At 63.9% G+C, this 21,671-nt stretch carries 14 protein-coding genes; 7 read left to right on the plus strand and 7 right to left on the minus strand.

The annotated features are described in order from the left end of the window. Positions 1-18 precede the first annotated feature (18 nt). Complete coding sequence (locus ACJ8PL_RS19640) at positions 19-4,845, plus strand: hemagglutinin repeat-containing protein (protein WP_442531331.1); 4,827 nt, start codon at positions 19-21, stop codon at positions 4,843-4,845. A 47-nt stretch (positions 4,846-4,892) separates the two neighbouring features. Here the strand turns inward: ACJ8PL_RS19640 and ACJ8PL_RS19645 are convergent, their stop codons facing one another. The 6 genes from ACJ8PL_RS19645 to ACJ8PL_RS19670 all read right to left on the minus strand — a co-directional run bounded on the left by ACJ8PL_RS19645 (position 4,893) and on the right by ACJ8PL_RS19670 (position 11,274). Then, positions 4,893-6,542: a Na/Pi cotransporter family protein gene (locus ACJ8PL_RS19645; protein ID WP_016930295.1), complete on the minus strand. Its 1,650-nt coding sequence runs from the start codon at positions 6,540-6,542 to the stop codon at positions 4,893-4,895. 207 nt (positions 6,543-6,749) lie between these two features. Further along, positions 6,750-7,742 carry an ABC transporter ATP-binding protein gene (locus ACJ8PL_RS19650; RefSeq protein ID WP_033651200.1) on the minus strand — a complete coding sequence of 331 codons (993 nt, stop codon included), beginning with the start codon at positions 7,740-7,742 and terminating at the stop codon, positions 6,750-6,752. A 4-nt stretch (positions 7,743-7,746) separates the two neighbouring features. Continuing rightward, positions 7,747-8,532: an ABC transporter permease gene (locus ACJ8PL_RS19655; RefSeq protein ID WP_033639254.1), complete on the minus strand. Its 786-nt coding sequence runs from the start codon at positions 8,530-8,532 to the stop codon at positions 7,747-7,749. Between the two features lie 17 nt (positions 8,533-8,549). Beyond that, positions 8,550-9,395 (minus strand): ABC transporter permease, encoded by an 846-nt coding sequence (locus ACJ8PL_RS19660; protein WP_016930298.1) that lies wholly within the window; start codon positions 9,393-9,395, stop codon positions 8,550-8,552. Continuing rightward, positions 9,392-10,201, minus strand: coding sequence for an alkaline phosphatase family protein (locus ACJ8PL_RS19665; protein ID WP_016930299.1), 810 nt, complete (start codon positions 10,199-10,201; stop codon positions 9,392-9,394). Before ACJ8PL_RS19665 ends, ACJ8PL_RS19660 begins: the two co-directional genes overlap by 4 nt. A gap of 11 nt (positions 10,202-10,212) precedes the next feature. Then, positions 10,213-11,274, minus strand: coding sequence for an ABC transporter substrate-binding protein (locus ACJ8PL_RS19670; RefSeq protein ID WP_016930300.1), 1,062 nt, complete (start codon positions 11,272-11,274; stop codon positions 10,213-10,215). A gap of 190 nt (positions 11,275-11,464) precedes the next feature. Between ACJ8PL_RS19670 and ACJ8PL_RS19675 the strand changes: the two genes are divergently transcribed. Continuing rightward, positions 11,465-12,175 (plus strand): UTRA domain-containing protein, encoded by a 711-nt coding sequence (locus ACJ8PL_RS19675; protein ID WP_004936656.1) that lies wholly within the window; start codon positions 11,465-11,467, stop codon positions 12,173-12,175. A 38-nt stretch (positions 12,176-12,213) separates the two neighbouring features. Here ACJ8PL_RS19675 and metH read toward each other — a convergent pair whose 3' ends face one another. Further along, positions 12,214-15,909 (minus strand): methionine synthase, encoded by a 3,696-nt coding sequence (gene metH / locus ACJ8PL_RS19680; protein WP_028127552.1) that lies wholly within the window; start codon positions 15,907-15,909, stop codon positions 12,214-12,216. 196 nt (positions 15,910-16,105) lie between these two features. Here metH and iclR point away from each other — a divergent pair, with 196 nt between their 5' ends. The 5 genes from iclR to ACJ8PL_RS19705 all read left to right on the plus strand — a co-directional run bounded on the left by iclR (position 16,106) and on the right by ACJ8PL_RS19705 (position 21,671). Further along, a complete protein-coding gene (gene iclR, locus ACJ8PL_RS19685; protein WP_004936648.1) occupies positions 16,106-16,936 on the plus strand; it encodes a glyoxylate bypass operon transcriptional repressor IclR in 831 nt (276 codons plus the stop codon). A 252-nt stretch (positions 16,937-17,188) separates the two neighbouring features. Then, entirely contained in the window at positions 17,189-17,728 is a 540-nt protein-coding gene (gene gntK, locus ACJ8PL_RS19690; RefSeq protein WP_004936645.1) for a gluconokinase, read from the plus strand. Beyond that, complete coding sequence (gene gntU / locus ACJ8PL_RS19695; protein ID WP_015379253.1) at positions 17,725-19,062, plus strand: gluconate transporter; 1,338 nt, start codon at positions 17,725-17,727, stop codon at positions 19,060-19,062. The genes gntK and gntU overlap by 4 nt, the downstream gene beginning before the upstream one ends. A gap of 98 nt (positions 19,063-19,160) precedes the next feature. Further along, the gene (gene edd, locus ACJ8PL_RS19700) at positions 19,161-20,975 is read left to right on the plus strand and encodes a phosphogluconate dehydratase (RefSeq protein WP_033639249.1); all 1,815 of its coding nucleotides are present in this window, start codon (positions 19,161-19,163) and stop codon (positions 20,973-20,975) included. Positions 20,976-21,029: 54 nt separating this feature from the next. Then, entirely contained in the window at positions 21,030-21,671 is a 642-nt protein-coding gene (locus tag ACJ8PL_RS19705) for a bifunctional 4-hydroxy-2-oxoglutarate aldolase/2-dehydro-3-deoxy-phosphogluconate aldolase (RefSeq protein ID WP_016930304.1), read from the plus strand.

Genomic DNA, 21,671 nt, shown 5'->3' on the forward strand with positions numbered 1-21,671 from the left:
ATATACGGAGAGACATGGATGAAAAATAATAACTTCAGACTTTCGGCGGCAGGCAAACTGGCCGCTGCGCTGGCGATTATTCTCGCCGCTTCCGCCGGCGCCTACGCCGCAGAGATCGTTGCGGCCAACGGCGCCAACGGCCCCGGCGTCTCCACCGCCGCCACCGGCGCGCAGGTGGTCGATATCGTCGCGCCGAACGGCAACGGGCTGTCGCACAACCAATATCAGGACTTCAACGTCAACCAGCCCGGCGCGGTGCTGAACAACTCCCGCGAGGCGGGACTGTCGCAGCTGGCCGGCCAACTGGGCGCCAACCCCAATCTGGGCGGACGCGAAGCCAGCGTGATCCTCAACGAAGTGATCGGCCGCAACCCGTCTCTGCTGCATGGCCAGCAAGAGATCTTCGGCATGGCGGCCGACTACGTGCTGGCCAACCCGAACGGCATCAGCTGTCAGGGCTGCGGGTTCATCAATACCAGCCATTCCTCACTGGTGGTCGGCAACCCGCTGGTGGAAAACGGCGTGCTGCAGGGTTACAGCACCTTCGGCAACCGCAACACTCTGAGCCTCAATGGCACCCTGAACGCCGGCGGCGTACTGGACCTGATCGCGCCGAAGATCGACAGCCGCGGCGAAGTGATCGTGCAAGATTTCAAACAGTCGAATGGTAAAGTGACCTCGGCGACGATCAACGCCATCAGCGGCCTTAACCGTGTGGCGCGCGACGGTACGGTGCAGGCTAGCCAACAGATGCCGACCGCGCTGGACAGCTACTACCTCGGCAGCATGCAGGCCGGGCGCATCAACATCATCAACACCGCGCAGGGCAGCGGCGTGAAGCTGGCCGGCTCGTTGACCGCCGGCGATGAACTCAAGGTGAAGGCCTACGACATTCGCAGCGAAAGCCGCGTCGACGACGCCAGCAGCAACAAAAACGGCGGCGATAACTATCAAAATTACCGTGGCGGCATCTACGTCAACGATCGCAGCAGCAGCCAGAAGCTGACCCGCACCGAACTGAAAGGCAAGAACATCAGCCTGGTGGCGGATAATCACGCGCACCTCACCGCCACCGATATCCGCGGCGAAGACATTACGCTGCAGGGCGGCAAACTGACGCTCGACGGCCAGCAGTTGAAGCAGACGCAAGGCCATACCGACGATCGCTGGTTCTACTCCTGGCAATACGACGTTACCCGCGAACGCGAGCAACTGCAGCAGGCGGGCAGCACCGTCGCCGCCAGCGGCAGCGCCAAACTCATCAGCACCCAGGAAGACGTGAAACTGCTGGGCGCCAACGTCAGCGCCGACCGCGCGCTGAGCGTCAAAGCGGCGCGCGACGTACACCTTGCCGGGCTGGTGGAGAAGGACAAATCCAGCGAGCGCGGCTACCAACGCAACCACACCTCCAGCCTGCGCACCGGCAGATGGAGCAGCAGCGACGAAAGCGAAAGCCTGAAGGCCAGCGAACTGCGCAGCGAGGGCGAACTGACGTTGAAAGCCGGTCGCAATGTCTCGACTCAGGGCGCCAAGATTCACGCCCAGCGCGATCTGACGATCGATGCAGACAACCAGATCCAGGTCGGGGTGCTGAAAACCGCCAACGCCAAAGCGGTGCGCGATGACAAAACCTCCTGGGGCGGCATCGGCGGCGGCGACAACAAGAACAACAGCAATCGCCGCGAGATCAGCCACGCTTCCGAATTGACCAGCGGCGGCACCCTGCACCTGAACGGTCAGCAAGGCGTCACCATTACCGGCAGCAAGGCGCGCGGTCAGAAAGGCGGCGAAGTCACCGCCACCCACGGCGGCCTGCGCATCGACAACGCGCTGAGCACCACCGTGGACAAAATCGACGCGCGCACCGGCACCGCCTTCAACATCACCAGCAGTTCGCACAAGGCCGACAACAGCTACCAGAGCAGCACCGCCAGCGAGCTGAAGTCCGACACCAACCTGACGCTGGTCAGCCACAAGGATGCCGACGTGATCGGCAGCCAGGTCGCCAGCGGCGGTGAGCTGAGCGTCGAGTCGAAGACCGGCAACATCAACGTCAAGGCCGCCGAGCGGCAGCAGAACATCGACGAGCAGAAGACCGCGCTCACCGTTAACGGCTACGCCAAAGAAGCCGGCGACAAGCAGTACCGCGCCGGTTTGCGCATCGAGCACACCCGCGACAGCGAGAAAACCACCCGCACCGAGAATAGCGCCTCAAGCCTCAGCGGCGGCAGCGTGAAGCTCAAGGCGGAGAAGGACGTGACCTTCAGCGGCTCCAAATTGGTCGCCGACAAAGGCGACGCCAGCGTCAGCGGCAATAAGGTTTCGTTCCTGGCGGCCGACGACAAAACGGCTTCAAACACCGAGCAAACCAAGATCGGCGGCGGTTTCTATTACACCGGCGGCATCGACAAACTCGGCAGCGGCGTGGAAGCCGGCTACGAGAACAGCAAAACTCAGGCGCAAAGCAGCAAGGCGATCACGTCCGGCAGCGACGTCAAAGGCAATCTGACGATCAACGCCCGCGACAAGCTGACCCAGCAAGGCGCGCAGCACAGCGTCGGCGGCGCCTATCAAGAAAACGCCGCCGGCGTCGATCACCTTGCCGCCGCCGACACCGCCAGCACCACCACCACCAAAACCGACGTCGGCGTGAACATCGGCGCCAACGTCGATTACAGCGCCGTGACCCGTCCGGTCGAGCGCGCGGTCGGCAAGGCGGCCAAGCTGGACGCCACCGGCGTCATCAACGACATCGGCGGCATCGGCGCGCCTAACGTCGGCCTGGATATCGGCGCACAGGGCGGCAGCAGCGAAAAACGCAGCAGCAGCTCGCAGGCGGTGGTCAGCTCGGTGCAAGCCGGCAGTATCGACATCAACGCCAAAGGCGAAGTGCGCGATCAGGGCACGCAGTACCAGGCGAGCAAAGGCGCGGTCAACCTGACGGCGGACAGCCACCGCAGCGAAGCCGCGGCAAACCGTCAGGACGAGCAGAGCCGCGACACCCGCGGCAGCGCCGGCGTGCGCGTCTACACCACCACCGGCAGCGATCTGACCGTGGACGCCAAGGGTGAAGGCGGCACTCAGCGCAGCAACAGCAGCGCGAGCCAGGCGGTGACCGGCTCGATCGACGCGGCCAACGGCATCAACGTCAACGTGAAAAAAGACGCGGTCTATCAGGGCACCGCGCTGAACGGCGGCCGCGGAAAAACCGCCGTCAACGCCGGCGGCGATATCCGTCTTGATCAGGCCAGCGACAAACAGAGCGAAAGCCACAGCGGCTTTAACGTCAAAGCCTCCGCCAAGGGCGGTTTCACCGCCGACAGTAAAAACTTCGGCGCCGGGTTCGGCGGCGGCACCCATAACGGCGAAAGCAGCAGCAGCACCGCGCAGGTCGGCAACGTCAGCGGCCAACAGGGCGTTGAGCTGAAGGCGGGCCGCGATCTGACTCTGCAGGGCACCGACGTCAAGAGCCGGGGCGACGTCACTCTGAGCGCGGGCAACCAGGTCGCACTGCAGGCGGCGGAATCGACCCAAACGCGTAAGGAAAGCAAGCTGTCCGGCAATATCGATCTGGGCGCCGGCAGCAGCGACAGCAAGGAAAAAACCGGCGGCAACCTCTCCGCCGGCGGCGCCTTCGACATCGCCAAAGTCAATGAGTCCGCGACCGAGCGCCAGGGCGCCACTATCGCCTCAGACGGCAAGGTCACCCTGTCCGCCAACGGCAAAGGCGATGACGCGCTGCATCTGCAGGGCGCCAAAGTCAGCGGCGGCAGCGCCGCGCTCGAGGCGAAAAACGGCGGCATCCTGCTGGAGTCCGCCAAAAACGAGCAGCATAAGGACAACTGGAGCCTGGGCATCAAAGCCAACGCCAAAGGCGGCCAAACCTTCAACAAGGACGCCGGCGGCAAGGTCGATCCGAACACCGGCAAAGATACCCACACGCTGGGCGCCGGTCTGAAAGTCGGCGTGGAGCAGCAGGATAAAACCACCCACGCCAACACCGGCATCACCGCGGGCGACGTGGCGCTCAACAGCGGCAAGGATACCCGTCTCGCCGGCGCGCGCGTCGATGCCGACAGCGTCCAGGGCAAGGTGGGCGGCGATCTGCGCGTTGAAAGCCGCAAAGACGTTGAGAACGGTGTGAAGGTGGATGTGGATGCCGGTCTGAGCCACAGCAACGATCCGGGCAGCAGCATCACCTCCAAGCTGTCGAAGGTCGGCACACCGCGTTACGCCGGTAAGGTGAAAGAGAAACTGGAGGCCGGAGTGAACAAAGTGGCCGACGCCACCACCGACAAGTACAACAGCGTGGCGCGTCGCCTTGATCCGCAGCAGGACACCACCGGCGCGGTCAGCTTCAGCAAGGCCGACGGCAAAGTCACGCTGCCGGCAACGCCGGCCGGCGAAAAACCGCAAGGCCCGCTGTGGGATCGCGGCGCACGCACCGTCGGCGGCGCGGTGAAAGACAGCATCACCGGTCCGGCCGGTCGCCAGGGGCACCTCAAGGTCAATGCCGACGTGGTGAACAACAACGCGGTCGGCGAGCAATCGGCGATTGCCGGCAAGAACGGCGTGGCGCTGCAGGTCGGCGGCCAAACCCAACTGACCGGCGGCGAGATCCGCAGCCAGCAAGGCAAGGTGGAACTGGGCGGCAGCCAGGTCAGCCAGCAGGACGTCAACGGCCAACGCTATCAGGGCGGCGGCCGCGTCGATGCGGCGGCCACGGTCGGCGGGCTGTTAGGCGGCGCGGCGAAGCAAAGCGTCGACGGCAACGTTCCGTTCGCCAGCGGCCATGCTTCAACTCAGCAGGCGGACGCCAAAGCCGGCGTGTTCAGCGGCAAATAACGCGCCTTTCCTGCACAACGCCCCCGGTTTTCCGGGGGCGTTTTTTTTTACAGCGTGCTCGGGGTATCTTCCCAGTCGCGATCGTCATCCTTGGCATCCTGATCCAACACGTTGTAAGCCACGGCGCAAAACAGCGAGTTCAGGCGCTTCATGTCCCCCAACAATCCCAAATGCAGTGAACTGGTCTCGATGCTCTGCACGTTTTGCTGGTGCAAACGATCGACGTGCGCATGCGCGTAGCGGCGATCCAAAATGCGGAAGCGATGCTTGGAACGGCGCAGGCGTTTGGCGCTGGTTACGTCGCCGGACAGGAACACCGACAGCCCCAGGCGCAGGTTGCCGATCAGCCGTTCGTGCAGCCCGTCCAGCTCCGCCAACCCTTCCGCCGAGAAGGCGCGGCGCGCGGCGTGCGACTTGGCGCCCACGTCGCCGGCCATGCGCTCGATGATGTCGCCCGCCTGTTCCAGGTTAAGCGCCATTTCGATGATTTCCGCCCAGCGGCGCGAGTCTTCCTCGCCCAGATCTTCCTTCTGGATCTGCGCCAGATACAGCTTGATGGCGGTGTACAGCACGTCGACGTCATCGTCGAGGCGCCGCACCTCTTTATCGACTCCCTGCTTACCGTGCAGCACTTCACGTTGCAGGATCATCATGTGTTCCACCACGTCGCCCATGCGCAGCGTTTCACGCGCCGCGTTGGCCAACGCCAGCGTCGGCGTGTCCAGCGCGCTGGCGTCAAGATGGCGCGGCCGCATGCGCGGATCGTCGGCCGCTTCGTCGACGATCAGCCGTTCGCACAGCGTCGCCATCGGCCCGGCCAGCGGGATCATCACCAGGCAGCGGATCAGGTTGTAGAACACGTGGAAATAGATCACCAGCTCTTCGCTGCCGCCCGGCAGCTGAGCCATCAAATCCGCCAGATAGGAGACGAACGGCAGCACCAGTATGCAGCCCACCAGCTTGAACAGCAGGCTGCCGAGCGCCACGCGCCGCCCCGCGGCGTTCTGGCCGCTGGCGTTGATCATCGCCAACAGGCCGCTGCCGAGGTTGGCGCCGATCACCAGACAGAGCGCCACCTTCAGCGAAATCACGCCGGTGGCGGTCAGGGTAGCGGTCAGCAGCACCGCCGCCAGGCTGGAATAGCTGACAATGGCGAACAGCGCGCCGGTCAGCGCGTCCAGCATCACATCGCCGGTCAGCGATGAGAACAGCACTTTCACCCCGGCCGCCTGGGTGATCGGCGTGGCGGCGGCCACGATCAGCTCCAGCGCCAGTACGATCAGCCCGAGGCCGATCAGAACGCGTCCGATCTGGCCGATCCGCATCTGCTTGCGGCTGAGGAACAGGAAGACGCCGACCAGGATCAGCAGCGGCGACAGCCAGGAAAGATCGAAGGTCAGCACGCGCGCCATCAGCGCGGTGCCGACGTCGGCGCCGAGCATGATCACCAGCGCAGGCGCCAGCCCCACCAGCCCCTGTGCGACGAAAGAGGTCACCAGCAGCGCGGTGGCGTTGCTGCTTTGCACCAGCGCGGTCACGCCGATGCCGGAAACGAACGCCAGCGGTTTTTTCTCAACGCTGTCGCTCAACACGCGCCGCAGATTGGCGCCGTAAACCCGCATGATCCCGGTGCGCACGATGTGGGTGCCCCACACCAACAGCGCCACGGACGAAAGCAGGTGAAGAAGGGTCAGCACGGAAGATACGCTCCATTAACGCCCGGCCAAAGGAGGCTGATACCCGATGCTTGTCACGCGACGCAGAGAGGCGAGCCAAAGGATGACGGATACAGCGCGCGGTCCCGCCTGCCGGGCGTGGGTCTGGCAGGACAGCGGGCGGGCGGCAGACCGCAGAAGAGAAGGGTTAATGCGGCGGCGAGAAGGCCCCGGCGCCGCGCTGCGAAGTCATGCAACTTCCCGCAATACAACAGGTTCCAAGTGTAGCCCAATTTCCGCGCCGTCGGGCCGCAGGTCGGCCACCGAACGGTTGAGCACGTCAACCAGCAATTCTACCTCGCAAACCTGAATCCGATACCGTACCACATTCCCGAGCAAACTGTGACCCAGGATCACCCCGCCGATCCCCTGTCCCGCCGGCAACAGGCCGATCGATTCGGGGCGGATCGCCACCTTGCCGACATAGCTGCGCCCGGTCAAGCGGCCGGCCTGTTCGGCGCTCAGCAGGTTGTAGTTGCCGATAAACCCGGCGGCGAAGGCATCCGCCGGCTGGGTATACAGGGTTTCCGCATCGCCGCTCTGCACGATCTGCCCCTTGTTCATCAGCACGATGCGATCCGACAGGGTCAGCGCCTCTTCCTGATCGTGGGTGACGAAGATCGCCGTCAGGTTCAGCTCGCGCTGAATGCGCCGGATCTGCTCGCGCAGGTGTTTGCGAATACGCGCATCCAGCGCCGACAGCGGTTCGTCGAGCAGCAGCAGACGCGGGCGAGTGACCAGCGATCGCGCCAACGCTACGCGCTGACACTGGCCGCCCGACAGCTGATGCGGATAGCGCTTCGCCAAATCGCTCAGCTCCACCAGCGCCAGCGCCTCCTGCACCCGCTGTCCGATCTGTCCGGCCGCCAGCTTCTGCATTTTCAGGCCGAAGGCCACGTTGCCTTCCACCGTCATATTGGGAAACAGCGCATAACTTTGAAACACCATGCCGATGCCGCGCTTTTGCGGCGCCAGCGGCACCAGATCCTGGCCCTGCAGCAAAATTTGCCCGCTGTCGACCGGGGTCAGGCCGGCCAGACAGCGCAGCAGCGTCGATTTGCCGCAGCCGCTAGGCCCCAGCAGGGTGACGAACTCCCCCTCTTCGGCGGTGAAATCGATATCCTGAAACACTTGGGTCTGGCCATAGTGTTTGTTCAGGCGGGTGACGTTGAGATAAGCCATCGGGTTAGCCCTTGTTTTTATTCAGCAGGTTCGCCAGCCAGGTGACGAGCAGCACCACGGCGAAATAAGAGATGACCAGCGCGCTGGTGAAATGCCCGCTGCCGTTGCGCATGTTGAACAGGTAGACCTGCAGCGTTTCATACTGGCTGCCCACCAGCAGGTTGGCGAACACGAACTCGCCGATCAGGAACGAAAACGACAGCAGCACGGCGATCGTCCCGCCCTTGCGCAGGTTCGGCAATACCACCCATAGCGCCGCCTGCCAGGTGCTGGCACCCAGCAGGTGCGCGGCGTCCATCAGATCGCGCAGGTTGATCGCCTGCATGTTGTTGCTGATGGCCCGGTAGATAAACGGCAGCGCGATGGTGAAATAACAGCCCACCAAAATCCAGGGAGTGCCGAGCAGCGGCAGCGGATCGGCGGCGAACAGCTGCATCAGCCCCACCGCCGACACCACCGGCGGCACGGCGAACGGCAGCAGAATCAGCACATTCATCACCGCGTCAAGCCTAGGGAAGTAGTAAGCGATTACAAACATCGCCGGCAGGATCACCACCACCGACAGCAGCAGCGTGCCGAAGCAGATCAGCAGCGAGTGCCACAGCGCCTGCAAAAAGCGCGGGTCGCTCCACAGCGCCGTCAGCCACTTCAGGGTAAAGCCGTCCGGTAAAATGGTGGCGCCCCACTGGGTGGCCAGCGCATAAATCAGCGTCGCCGCCAGCGGCAGCAGCAGGATCAGCAGCAGCAGGCCGGTCACCGTGCGGTGATAGAGGCGTTCAGCACGCGACATGAGCATTCTCCATCCGATTATGAGCGCGCATTGAGGTAACTCCTGCGCAGCATCCATTGGTGGATCACCGTGATAAACGCCATCATTACCACCAGCAGCATCGCCAACGCGCTGGCCAGGTTCGGATCGAGGGAAATGTCCCCCGCCACCAGCGCCGAGATGCGGATCGGGATCACGTTGAAGTTGCCGGTGGTCAGCGCGTACACCGTGGCGTAGGCGCCCAGCGCGTTGGCCAGCAGGATGACGAAGGTGCCCATCAGCGCCGGCGCCAGCACCGGCAGGCCGATATGCCGCCAGTAGCGCCAGGGGCCGGCGCCAAGCAGCGCCGCCGATTCGCGCCAGTCGGCGCGCAGCGCGTCGAATGCCGGATACAGCAGCAGCACCCCGAGCGGGATCTGGAAGTAGGTATACAGCACGATCAGGCCGCTCTTCGAATAGAGGTTGAAGCTCTCCATCAAACCGTATTTGCGCAGCAGCAGCGTCAGGCAGCCGTTCAACCCCAGCAGAATGACGAAGGCGAACGCCAGCGGCACCCCGGCGAAGTTGCTGGTCATGTTGGTGAACGACATCACGAAGTCATGAAAGCGGGTCTGGCCGAGCTGGCGAAGTGAGTAACTGCCCACTAATGCAATCAGCAAGCCGTAGACGCTCGACCACAGCGAGATCTCCAGCGAGAACTGAAAGGCCTGCAGGTAGAACGGCGACGTGAGGATATCGACATAGTTGCCCCATCCCCAGCCGCTGCTCTCGCTGAAAAAGCTGTGAACGGCGATCCACACCAGCGGGGCGATCTGAAACGCGCCGAACAGCACGATAAACGGCAGCAGGCACAGCGCGGCGATCCATTTGGTTTTGCTGTTCATCGCGCATCCTGCGCCAGCAGCGCCCGGCAGCGCGGCTTGTCGTGCGGCGCCTGCAGCAGATCGCAGATCGTGCCGCACAGCTCGGTTTGCTGCGGATCGGCGTCATCCAGGCTGAAGCCCGCGCCGAATACGAACAGCGGCACCTGGCGCTCTTCCGGCAACACCCCGCCGTGGCTGCGATCGTCGTTCATGCCGTGGTCGGCGGTAACCAGCACCTGATAACCGGCCGCCAGCCACTCGGGCAGGTAACGCGACAGCGAACCGTCGGCGCGGCGCGCCGCGTTGCGGTACTGCGGCGAAGAGAGGCCAAAGCGGTGGCCGGCATCGTCGATGTTCATCGGGTGGATCAGCAGGAAGTCCGGCTGATGACGCTGGCGCAGGCTTTCGGCGTCGTCGAACAGATGGCTGTCGGGATAGCCGTCGTCGTAATAAAAATGCCCGTGCTGGATAGGCAGCTCGGGGGCGTCGGTATGGCGGTCGCGCGCGGCGTCGAACGGCGTGCGGTTATACAATTCGCTGAACCAATGATACGCGGCGGCGGCGGTGGTCAGCCCGGCGGCGCGCGCGTAATGAAACACGCTTTGTTGATGAGAAAGGCGCGAGACGTGGTTATGCACCACACCGCTCTCCACCGGCGTGACGCCGGTGAGGATGCATTCATACAGCGGCCGGGAGAGCGAGGGCAACTCGCTCTCCAGCAGGTACAACCGCCCGCGTCCCGCCGCGCATTCGGCCTGCAGATACCCCATGGCGTCGTGCGCCACCCGGTAGTTGAGGCCGTCCAGCAGCACGAGGATCGTTTTCATGGTGCGTTAACTCACTGCTGCATAAACATAATGACGTTTTCCTGCCACAGGCGCGGCAGCGCTTTGGCGCTCTGTTCCCAGGCCGCCGGATCGGCGATCGGGTGCGCATTCTTGTACTGCTCGGCCGGCAGCAGCTTGGCCTTGACGTCGTCCGGCAGCGTCAGATGCTCGGCGCGGATCGGACGCGCATAGCCGCGCGCCAGGTTGATCTGGCCGGCGTCGGAGAAGATGTATTCGCGCGCCAGTTTGGCGGCGTTCGGGTGCTTGGCGTATTTGTTGATGATGGTGGTGTAGCCGGAGGTGATCGAGCCGTCCGACGGGATCAGCACTTCAAAACGGGTTTTGTCGATCTGGTCGCGGTAGTTCAGGCCGTTGAAGTCCCACACCACGCCAACCTGCACTTCCCCTTTCTCCAGCGATGCGATCACCGGGTTACTCAGGCTCAGTCGGCCGGCCTTGGCCAGCTTGCCGAAGAATTCCAGGCCCGGCTTGAGGTTTTTCTCGTTGCCGCCCATGGCGTAGGTGGCCGCCAGCACGCCGCTGGCCGCCTGCGACGCGGTGCCGACGTCGCCGATGGTGACCTGATAGTTACCCTTCAGCAGATCGGCCCAGCTGTGCGGGATGTCTTTCACCTGCTGTTTGTTGATGATAAAGGCGATGGTGCCGGTATAAGCCAGCGCCCAGTGGCCGTCTTTGTCTTTCGCCCAATCCGGCACCTGATCCCAGGTAGAAGGTTTGTACGGCTGCGTCACGCCCTTCTGTACCGCCACCGGGCCGAAGGCCGCGCCGACGTCACCAATGTCCGCCGTGGCGTTGTTCTTTTCCGCATCGAATTTGGCGATCTCCTGCGCGGAGCTCATGTCGGTATCGACATGCTTCAGGCCGTACTTGCTCAACAGATCTTGCCAGGTGCCTTTCCAGTTGGCCCAGCTGTCCGGCATGCCGACGCTGTTGACTTCGCCTTCTTTCTTCGCGGCCTGCTCCAGCGCCGCCAGATCGGTATCCGCGGCCCAGCTCATCTGGCTGGATAACACGATGGCACTGGTTAACACAGAAGCGCACAAACGTTTCATAACTGATGCTCCAGGTGGTAGTGTGGGGAGGGCTGGACTAGTCCAGCAAGGACCAAACCAATCTAACGGACGAATGTGATAATTATATGTCAGCTTAAAAAAGCGACAGTTTTATCACCCATTGCAACGGCGAAAACGCGACGCTGGTCTACCTTAAAGGCCAAACGCACTGAAACGGGACACCCACTGTATGAGTGAAGCACCGACGACCGTCGCCACCATCTGCCAAACGCTGCACGCCCGCATCACCGCCGGCGAGTTCGCCGTGGGCGGCAAGCTGCCCTCCGAACGCGCCCTGAGCGAGCAATTCGCCACCACCCGCATTACCCTGCAGGAGGCGCTCGGCCAGTTGGAGGCGCAGGGCGTCATCTACCGCCAGGTGCGACGCGGCTGGTTCATCTCGCCGCCACGTTTGATCTACAATCCGCTGCAGCGCAGCCATTTTCACGCCATGGCGCAGCAGCAGGGGCGCGCCGCGCATACCGAAGCGATCGACAGCGCGGTCGTCACGCTCGACGCGCCGCTGGCCGGCCGCCTGGCGCTGCCCTCCGGCGCCGAGGCCTATCGCATTCGTCGGCTGCGCTACATCGACGGACGTGCGGTGCTGTACTGCGAGCACTACCTCAATCCGGCCTATTTCCCCGGTATTCTGGACGAAGATCTGACCCAGTCGCTGACCGCGCTGTACGCCGCGCGCTACGGCATTCACTACGGCCGGGTGCGTTTCGACATGCTGCCTACCCTGCTGCCGCAGCAGGCCGCCGCCATGCTGAAGGTGACCTACGGCAGCCCGGCGCTGTTCATTACGCGGGTGAATCGCGATCAACATGACCGGGTGATCGATTGCGACCTGGAGTATTGGCGGTACGACGCGCTGCACATCGATGTGGAAGCGCTGTAAATGACAAGGGCGCATCGCTGCGCCCTTAAAGAGGAAAGTCAGTCGGCGTCGTAGCCGAGGTTTGGCGCCAGCCAGCGTTCGACCTCGCTCACGCTCATCCCTTTACGCGCCGCATAGTCTTCCACCTGATCGCGCTGGATCTGCGCCACCGCGAAGTACTTGCTCTCAGGATGGCTGAAGTACCAGCCGGACACCGCCGCCCCCGGCCACATGGCGAAGGACTCCGTCAGTTCCATGCCGGTGTGGCGGTTGACGTCCAGCAGCTGCCAGATGGTCGCTTTTTCGGTGTGCTCCGGGCAGGCCGGGTAGCCCGGCGCCGGCCGGATGCCCTGATAGTTTTCGCGGATCAGTTCCTCGTTGCTCAGGTTCTCGTCGGCGGCATAACCCCAGTGCAACTTGCGCACCTGTTCGTGCAGGTATTCGGCGAAAGCCTCCGCCAAACGATCCGCCAGCGCCTTGACCATGATTTTGTTGTAATCGTCGTGCTGTGCATCGTACGCCGCGGCCAGCGCGTCCTCCTCCAACCCGCCGGTCACCGCGAAGGCACCGAAGTAGTCAGCCTTGCCGCTGCTTTTCGGCGCCACGAAGTCCGCCAGACAATAGTTCGGGAAGTCGGTTTTTTCCGTCTGCTGGCGCAGATGGCGACTCACCGCCAGCACCTCGCCGCGCTGTTCGTCGCAGTACACTTCCACGTCGTCGCCGACGCGGTTGGCCGGGAACAAACCGTAAACGCCGCGCGGGTTGAGGCTACGCTCGGCCGCCAGCCGATCCAACATCTGATTGGCGTCGTGGAACAGGCGCTTGGCCTCTTCCCCCACCACCTCATCCTCGAGGATGCGCGGGTATTTGCCCGCCAGCGACCAGGTCATGAAGAACGGCGTCCAGTCGATATAGTGGCGCAACGTCTCGATGCCGGCCGACACCGGAAACACGCCAAGCTGCCGCGGCGCCGGCGGCTGATAGTCGGCCCAGTCCAGCGCCATGGCGTTGGCGCGCGCCTTCTGCAAATCGACCGGCGGCGTGCGCGGCTTTTTGCGCGCGTGTTGAATGCGCACCGTTTCATACTCTTTGCGGGTGCGCGCCACAAACTCGTCGCGCTGGGTGGCGGACAGCAGCGCCGACACTACGCCCACGGTGCGCGAGGCGTTTTGCACGTAGGTGGTCGGGCCGCTGTAGTTCTGCTCGATTTTCACCGCGGTGTGCGCCTTGGAGGTGGTGGCGCCGCCGATCAGCAGCGGCAGCGTAAAGCCCTGGCGCTCCATCTCTTTGGCCACGTTGACCATCTCGTCCAGCGACGGCGTGATCAGCCCCGACAGGCCGATGATGTCGACGTTCTCCTCGCGCGCGGTGCGCAGGATTTTCTCCGTCGGCACCATCACGCCAAGATCGACGATTTCATAGTTGTTGCACTGCAGCACCACGCCGACGATGTTCTTGCCGATGTCGTGCACGTCGCCCTTCACCGTCGCCAACAGGATTTTCCCCGCGGAGGTGCCCTGCTGCTTGCTGGCCTCGATGTACGGTTCCAGGTAGGCCACCGCCTGCTTCATCACGCGGGCGGATTTCACCACCTGCGGCAGGAACATCTTGCCCTCGCCGAACAGATCGCCGACCACGTTCATCCCTGCCATCAGCGGCCCTTCGATCACTTCGATCGGGCGTTCGGCCTGCTGCCGCGCGTCTTCGGTGTCCAGCTCGATAAACTCGGTGATGCCCTTCACCAGCGAATATTCCAGCCGCTTCTCCACCGGCCAGCCGCGCCACTCCGCCTGCTGCACCGCCGCTTCGCCGTCTTTGCTGCCGCGGTACTTTTCCGCCAGCTCCAGCAGGCGTTCGGTGCCGTCCTCGCGACGGTTGAGGATCACGTCTTCTACCGCCTCGCGCAGCTCGCCAGGCAGATCGTCGTAAATCGCCAGCTGCCCGGCGTTGACGATGCCCATGTCCATGCCGTTGCGAATGGCGTGATACAGGAATACCGCGTGGATTGCTTCACGCACCGGATCGTTGCCGCGGAATGAGAACGACACGTTGGACACCCCGCCGGAGATCATCGCGTGCGGCAGGTGGGTTTTGATGTCGGCGCAGGCTTCGATAAAGTCGACGGCGTAGTTGTTGTGCTCTTCGATGCCGGTGGCGACGGCGAAGATGTTCGGGTCGAAAATGATGTCTTCCGGCGGGAAGCCGACGCGTTCGGTCAAAATTTTATAGGCGCGGCGACAGATCTCGAACTTGCGCTCGCGGGTGTCCGCCTGGCCCACTTCGTCGAACGCCATCACCACCACCGCGGCGCCGTAGCGGCGCACCAGTTTGGCGTGATGGATAAAGGCCTCTTCGCCCTCCTTCATCGAGATCGAGTTGACGATGCCCTTGCCCTGAATGCACTTCAGGCCTTTCTCGATAACGGACCACTTGGAGGAGTCGATCATGATCGGCACCCGGGCGATATCCGGCTCGCCGGCGATCAGGTTGAGGAAGCGCACCATCGCCGCTTCGGCGTCGAGCATCCCCTCGTCCATGTTGATGTCGATGATCTGCGCGCCGCTCTCGACCTGCTGGCGCGCCACGTCGAGCGCCTCGTTGTATTTCTCTTCTTTGATCAAGCGTTTGAAACGCGCCGAACCGGTGACGTTGGTGCGCTCGCCGACGTTGACGAACAGGGTGTTGGCGTCGATGGTCAGCGGTTCCAGACCGGCCAGGCGGCAGGCGACCGGGATATCCGGCAGCCGGCGCGGCGGCACGCCCTCGACCGCCTTGGCCATCGCGGCGATATGTTCCGGCGTGGTGCCGCAGCAGCCGCCGATGATATTGAGGAAGCCGGCCTGCGCCCACTCCCCGACCTGGCGCGCCATCTCGGCCGCATCCAGATCGTACTCGCCGAAGGCGTTCGGCAAACCGGCGTTCGGATGCGCGGTGACATAGGTCTCCGAGATGCGCGCCAGCTCGGCGACGTACTGGCGCAGCTCGTCCGGGCCCAGGGCGCAGTTCAGGCCGAAGGTCAGCGGTTTGACGTGGCGCAGCGAATTGTAAAACGCTTCGGTGGTCTGGCCGGACAGGGTGCGGCCGGAGGCGTCGGTGATGGTGCCGGAAATCATGATCGGCAGTTCCACCCCCAGCGCTTCGAATTCGGTTTCCACCGCAAAAGCGGCGGCCTTGGCGTTGAGGGTGTCGAAGATGGTTTCGATCATGATCAGATCGACGCCGCCCTCCACCAGCGCGCGGGTCGATTCACGGTACGCCGCCACCAGTTCATCGAACGAGATGTTGCGGAACGCCGGATCGTTGACGTTCGGCGAGATGGACGCGGTGCGGTTGGTCGGCCCCAACACCCCGGCGACGTAGCGCGGTTTTTCCGGCGTGCGCGCCGTCCATTCGTCGGCGCAGGCGCGCGCCAGGCAGGCGGCCTGATAGTTAATCTCGGCGGACAGCGACTCCATGTGGTAGTCGGCCATGGCGATGGAGGTGGAGTTGAAGGTATTGGTCTCAAGGATATCGGCGCCCGCCTCAAGATAGGCGTAATGAATGGCGGTGATCACTTCCGGCTTGGTCAGCACCAGCAGATCGTTATTGCCTTTCAGATCGCTGCGCCAGTCGGCGAAACGCTCACCGCGGAAATCGCGCTCGTCCAGACGGTAGCTCTGGATCATGGTGCCCATGCCGCCGTCCAACACCAAAATGCGCTGCGCTAACTGGCGGCGCAGTTGTTCTACTCGATTCGTCACTGTAACCCCTTCCATTGCCATCCAGCCCATTGCTCAACTGCCGCAAACACCAACGAGTCATCCTAGCACAGCTTGTAAGGACAAAGGGCCAGGCGACAATTGAGAGTTTTTCAGGTTGTGCGCCAACACCTCCGATGAGCTGACGGCGGCTTGCAATTCATCGACAAAAAACGAAAATGAATTCCATCATACGGAAAAAGGAATCTCACCCATGGCCACCCCTGCTCCCGCCAAGCGCGGCAAGAAGCCCCGCGCAGCAGCCCCCGCCGCCAGTGCGGCGACCGGTCAGGTACAATCGTTGACCCGTGGCCTGAAACTGTTGGAATACATTTCGGAAGCCCAGGGCAACGTGGCGCTGACCGATCTGGCCCAGCAGGCCGGCCTGCCGAACTCCACCACTCACCGCCTGCTCACCACCATGCAGCAGCAGGGATTCGTGCGCCAGGTCGGCGATCTCGGCCTGTGGACCATCGGCTCGCACGCTTTTGTGGTCGGCAGCAGCTTCCTGCAAAGCCGCAACCTGCTGGCGATGGTGCATCCGACGCTGCGCCGCCTGATGGAAGAGTCCGGCGAAACCGTCAACCTGGCGGTGCTGGATACCAGCGAGTACCAAGCGATCATCATCGATCAGGTGCAGTGTACGGCGCTGATGCGCATGTCGGCGCCGATCGGCGGCAAACTGCCGATGCACGCCTCCGGCGCCGGCAAAGCGTTCCTCGCCACCCTGCCGGACGATCAGGTGACCAAACTGTTGCACAAGAAAGGCATGCACACCTACACGCCGCACACCCTGACGCCGCACAACCTGAAAGAGGGGCTGGCGCAGATCCGCAAACAGGGCTTCTCCTTTGACGACGAAGAGCACGCGCTCGGCCTGCGCTGCGTGGCGGCCTGCATCTTCGACGAGCACCGCGAAGCCTTCGCCGCCATTTCCATCTCCGGCCCGGTGTCGCGCATTACCGACGATCGCGTGATCGAGCTGGGCGCGCTGGTGATCCATGCGGCCAAAGAGATCAGCCTGGCCTACGGTGGCGTGCGCTGATCCAGCCCATCTGAGGGGCGCCCCAGCGCGCCCCTGCTTCCCTGCCATGCTCTGTTGTCAGCATGTAACAGGCTGTCGGCATCCTGTTTAGCACACAGGCAAAAAGCTTGAAGCCGATCACAGTTAACGATCCTCACGGCTAAAGCCCATTGCAACCGCTCAAACTTCCTTCGACAATGTTACCGATAACATGTTACCGGTAACAATCAAGCTGAACGAAGGTAACGTCACCCGGTGTTTTGGAGCCAAGCCATGACCAACAATCAAAATCGCATTTACGTCGTTATGGGCGTTTCCGGCAGCGGCAAGTCCGCCGTCGCCGCCGCCGCGGCCCGCCAACTCTCCGCCGGCTTCCTCGACGGCGACTTCCTGCACCCGCGCAGCAACATCCTGAAGATGGCCGCCGGCGAGGCGTTGAACGACGACGATCGCGCGCCGTGGCTGGCCGCGCTCAACGACGCCGCCTTCGCCATGCAACGCACTAACAACGTGTCGATCATCGTCTGCTCGGCGTTGAAAAAGCAGTATCGCGACCGCCTGCGCGCCGGCAACGGCAACCTGTCATTCATCTATCTGCACGGCGAGTTCCCGGTGATCGAATCCCGCCTGGCGGCGCGCAACGGCCACTTCTTCAAGCCGCAGATGCTGGTCACCCAGTTCGCCGCGCTGGAGCAGCCGGGCGCCGACGAGAACGACGTGATGGCGATCGACATCAATCAGCCGCTGGACGCGGTGATCGCCGATACCGTGCGCCATATCCAGAGCTTCCTGCCGCAGGACGTGTGCGCGTGAGTACCGTAACGCTGGTCGGTACCGCAGTCGGCTCGGTTTTACTGCTGTTATTCCTGGTGATGAAGGCGCGCATGCACGCCTTCGTCGCGCTGATGCTGGTGTCCATCGCCGCCGGCATTTTCTCCGGCATGCCGCTGGAACACATCGCCGACACCATGCAGAAAGGCATGGGCGACACACTGGGCTTCCTGGCGATCGTGGTGGCGCTCGGGGCGATGTTCGGCAAGATCCTGCATGAGGTCGGCGCGCTCGATCAAATTGCGGCGCAATTGCTGAAACGATTCGGACAAAGCAAGGCGCACTACGCGCTCGGCATCGCCGGCCTGATCTGCGCGCTGCCGCTGTTCTTCGACGTGGCGGTGGTGCTGCTGATCGGCATCGTGTTCGCCGTGGCGCGCCGCACCGACGGCAATATCGTCAAGCTGGCCATCCCGCTGTTCGCCGGCGTAGCCGCCGCCGCGTCCTTCCTGCTGCCGGGGCCGGTGCCGATGCTGCTGGCGTCGCAGATGAAGGCCGACTTCGGCTGGATGATCGCCATCGGCCTGGTGGCGGCGGTGATCGGCATGCTGATCGCCGGCCCGCTGTACGGCAGCTTTATCAGCCGCTTCGTCAACTGGCCAATGCCGCCGGAAGAGAACGAACCGACGCTGACCAAGGGCAATCTGCCGTCGTTCGGCTTTAGCCTGGCGCTGGTGCTGTGCCCGCTGGTGCTGGTCGGCATGAAGACTATCGGCGCGCGGCTGGTCACCCCCGGCTCGCAGCTGCAGCAGTGGCTGGAGTTTATCGGCCACCCGTTCACCGCCATCCTGCTGGCCTGCCTGATCGTGATTTACGGTCTGGCGAAACCGCGCGGCATGAGCAACGAACAGACCCTGGCCATCTGCTCCGCCGCGGTGCAGCCGGCCGGGATCATCCTGCTGATGACCGGCGCCGGCGGGGTGTTCAAGCAGATCCTGGTGGATTCCGGCGTCGGGCCGGCGCTGGGTGACGCCATGATCGGCGCCGGCCTGCCGATCGCCGTAGCCGCGTTCGCGCTGTCCGCCATGGTGCGGGTGATTCAGGGCTCGGCCACCGTCGCCTGCCTGACCACCGTCGGCCTGGTGCTGCCGGTCACCAGCCAGCTCGGGCTCAGCGGCGGGCAACTGGCCGCGCTGGCCATCTGCATCGCCGGCGGCTCCATCGTGCTGAGCCACGTCAACGACGCCGGCTTCTGGCTGTTCGGCAAATTCACCGGCGCCAACGAACTGCAAACGCTGAAAACCTGGACGGTGATGGAAACCATTCTGGGCAGCGTCGGCGGCGCCATCGGCATGATTGCATTCACGATGTTTTAAATCCCAAATCGCCCCCGGCCTTGCACACCAGGGCTGCAAATCACCCCCGGGGGCACCGCCACAGGCGGCGACTATAACAACAGCAATGTGAGGAAGGCATGATTAATCCAACCTTGTCCCGTGTCACACAGCGCATCATCGACCGTTCCCAGGCTAGCCGCGCCGCCTATCTGGCGCGTATCGAGGCGGCCCGCGCCCAAACCGTCCACCGCGCGCAGCTGGCCTGCGGCAACCTGGCCCACGGCTTCGCCGCCTGTCAGCCCGATGACAAGGCGTCGCTGAAAAACATGGTGCGCAGCGATATCGCCATCATCACCGCCTACAACGACATGCTGTCGGCCCACCAGCCGTACGAACACTACCCGCAGCGGCTGAAGCAGGCGCTGAAGGCGGTCGGCGCCGTGGGCCAGGTGGCCGGCGGCGTGCCGGCGATGTGCGACGGCGTGACGCAGGGGCAGGACGGCATGGAGCTGTCGTTGATGAGCCGCGACGTGATCGCCATGTCGGCCGCCGTCGGCCTGTCGCACAATATGTTCGACGGCGCGCTGTTCCTCGGCATCTGCGACAAGATCGTACCGGGGCTGGTGATGGCCGCCCTCTCCTTCGGCCACCTGCCCGCGCTGTTCGTGCCGGCCGGCCCGATGAGCAGCGGCCTGCCGAACAAGGAAAAGGTGCGCGTACGCCAGCTGTACGCCGAAGGCAAGGCTGACCGCCTGGCGCTGCTGGAGGCCGAGGCAGCCTCTTATCACGGCATCGGCACCTGCACCTTCTACGGCACCGCCAACACCAACCAGATGGTGATGGAAGTGATGGGCCTGCATCTGCCGGGTGCCTCCTTCGTCCATCCTGACACGCCGCTGCGCGACGCGCTGAACGACGCCGCCGCGCGCCAGGTGACCCGACTGACCGATACCGCCGGCAACTACCTGCCGATCGGCCGCCTGGTGGACGAGAAAGTGGTGGTGAACGGCATCGTCTCGCTGCTGGCCACCGGCGGCTCCACCAACCTGACCATGCATCTGGTGGCGATGGCGCGCGCGGCGGGCATCATCATCACCTGGGACGATTTCTCGGAGCTATCGGAGGCGGTGCCGCTGCTGTGCCGCATCTACCCGAACGGCCCGGCCGACATCAACCAATTCCAGGCCGCCGGCGGCGTGCCGCTGGTGGTGCGCGAACTGCTGCAACACGGCCTGCTGCACGAAGACGTGCACACCGTGGCCGGTTTCGGCCTGCGCCGCTACACCCAGGAACCGTGGTTGGACAACGGCCAACTGGTGTGGCGCGAAGGCGTGGCCGGCTCGCTCGACGCCAGCGTGATCGCCAGCGTCACTCAGCCGTTTGAACATCACGGCGGCACCAAAGTGATGGCCGGCAACCTGGGCCGCGCGGTGATGAAAACCTCGGCGGTGCCCGCCGACAACCAGATCATCGAAGCGCCGGCGGTAGTGTTCGACAGCCAGCACGACATCGTGCCGGCGTTCGAAGCCGGCAAGCTGGATCGCGATTGTGTGGTGGTGGTGCGTTTCCAGGGGCCGCAGGCCAACGGCATGCCCGAGCTGCACAAGCTGATGCCGCCGCTGGGCGTGCTGATGGATCGCGGCTTCAAAGTGGCGCTGGTGACCGACGGCCGCCTGTCCGGCGCCTCTGGCAAGGTGCCTTCCGCCATCCACGTCACCCCGGAAGCCTATACCGGCGGCCTGCTGGCGAAAGTGCGCGACGGCGATCCGATCCGCGTCAACGGCCGCAGCGGCGAGCTGCAGGTGCTGGTCGACGCCGACGAACTGGCCCGGCGCACGCCATGCCAACCCGATCTGAGCGCGGAACACATCGGCTGCGGCCGCGAGCTGTTCGGCGCGCTGCGCAGCCAGCTGTCCGGCGCCGAACAGGGCGCCTGCTGCATCAAATTTTAATCGATAGCCTGGCCGCATCGCCGCCTGGCGGCGGCCACAGAGGAGAACGTCAGCATGAACAAGTGGACAACAAGCGCCGAGCAGATCCTGACGGCGGGGCCGGTGGTGCCGGTCATCGTGATCAACAAGCTGGAATATGCGGTGCCGCTGGCGAAAGCGCTGGTTGCCGGCGGCGTGCGGGTGCTGGAGGTGACGCTGCGCACCGCCTGCGCCATGGACGCCATTCGCGCCATCGCCCAAGAGGTGCCGGAAGCGATCATCGGCGCCGGTACGGTGATCAATCCGCAGCAGTTGCGGGAAGTGACCGAAGCCGGCGCGCAGTTCGCCATCAGCCCAGGCCTGACCGACGAGCTGCTTAAGGCCGCCACCGCCGGTTCCATTCCCTTGATCCCGGGCATCAGCACCGTTTCCGAACTGATGCAGGGCATGGATTACGGCCTGCGCGAGTTTAAATTCTTCCCGGCGGAAGCCAACGGCGGCGTAAAAGCGCTGCAGGCGATCGGCGGCCCGTTCCCGCAGGTGCGCTTCTGCCCGACCGGCGGCATCTCACCGGACAACTACCGCAGCTATCTGGCGCTGAAAAGCGTGCTGTGCATCGGCGGCTCCTGGCTGGTGCCGGCGGACGCGCTCGAAAGCGGCGACTACGCGCGCATTACCGAACTGGCGCGCGCCGCCGTCGCGGGCGCTCAGGCCTGA

The organism is Serratia sp. CY83965 (genome assembly GCF_052166375.1).
Classification (GTDB): domain Bacteria; phylum Pseudomonadota; class Gammaproteobacteria; order Enterobacterales; family Enterobacteriaceae; genus Serratia; species Serratia marcescens.

Bases quoted from the DNA above. Each gene is read 5' to 3' on its own strand.
- ACJ8PL_RS19640 (WP_442531331.1), top strand. From the start codon at position 19: ATGAAAAATAATAACTTCAGACTTTCGGCGGCAGGCAAACTGGCCGCT.
- ACJ8PL_RS19650 (WP_033651200.1), bottom strand. From the start codon at position 7,742: ATGGCTTATCTCAACGTCACCCGCCTGAACAAACACTATGGCCAGACC.
- ACJ8PL_RS19655 (WP_033639254.1), bottom strand. From the start codon at position 8,532: ATGTCGCGTGCTGAACGCCTCTATCACCGCACGGTGACCGGCCTGCTG.
- ACJ8PL_RS19660 (WP_016930298.1), bottom strand. From the start codon at position 9,395: ATGAACAGCAAAACCAAATGGATCGCCGCGCTGTGCCTGCTGCCGTTT.
- ACJ8PL_RS19665 (WP_016930299.1), bottom strand. From the start codon at position 10,201: ATGAAAACGATCCTCGTGCTGCTGGACGGCCTCAACTACCGGGTGGCG.
- ACJ8PL_RS19670 (WP_016930300.1), bottom strand. From the start codon at position 11,274: ATGAAACGTTTGTGCGCTTCTGTGTTAACCAGTGCCATCGTGTTATCC.
- ACJ8PL_RS19675 (WP_004936656.1), top strand. From the start codon at position 11,465: ATGAGTGAAGCACCGACGACCGTCGCCACCATCTGCCAAACGCTGCAC.
- metH (WP_028127552.1), bottom strand. From the start codon at position 15,909: ATGGAAGGGGTTACAGTGACGAATCGAGTAGAACAACTGCGCCGCCAG.
- iclR (WP_004936648.1), top strand. From the start codon at position 16,106: ATGGCCACCCCTGCTCCCGCCAAGCGCGGCAAGAAGCCCCGCGCAGCA.
- gntK (WP_004936645.1), top strand. From the start codon at position 17,189: ATGACCAACAATCAAAATCGCATTTACGTCGTTATGGGCGTTTCCGGC.
- edd (WP_033639249.1), top strand. From the start codon at position 19,161: ATGATTAATCCAACCTTGTCCCGTGTCACACAGCGCATCATCGACCGT.
- ACJ8PL_RS19705 (WP_016930304.1), top strand. From the start codon at position 21,030: ATGAACAAGTGGACAACAAGCGCCGAGCAGATCCTGACGGCGGGGCCG.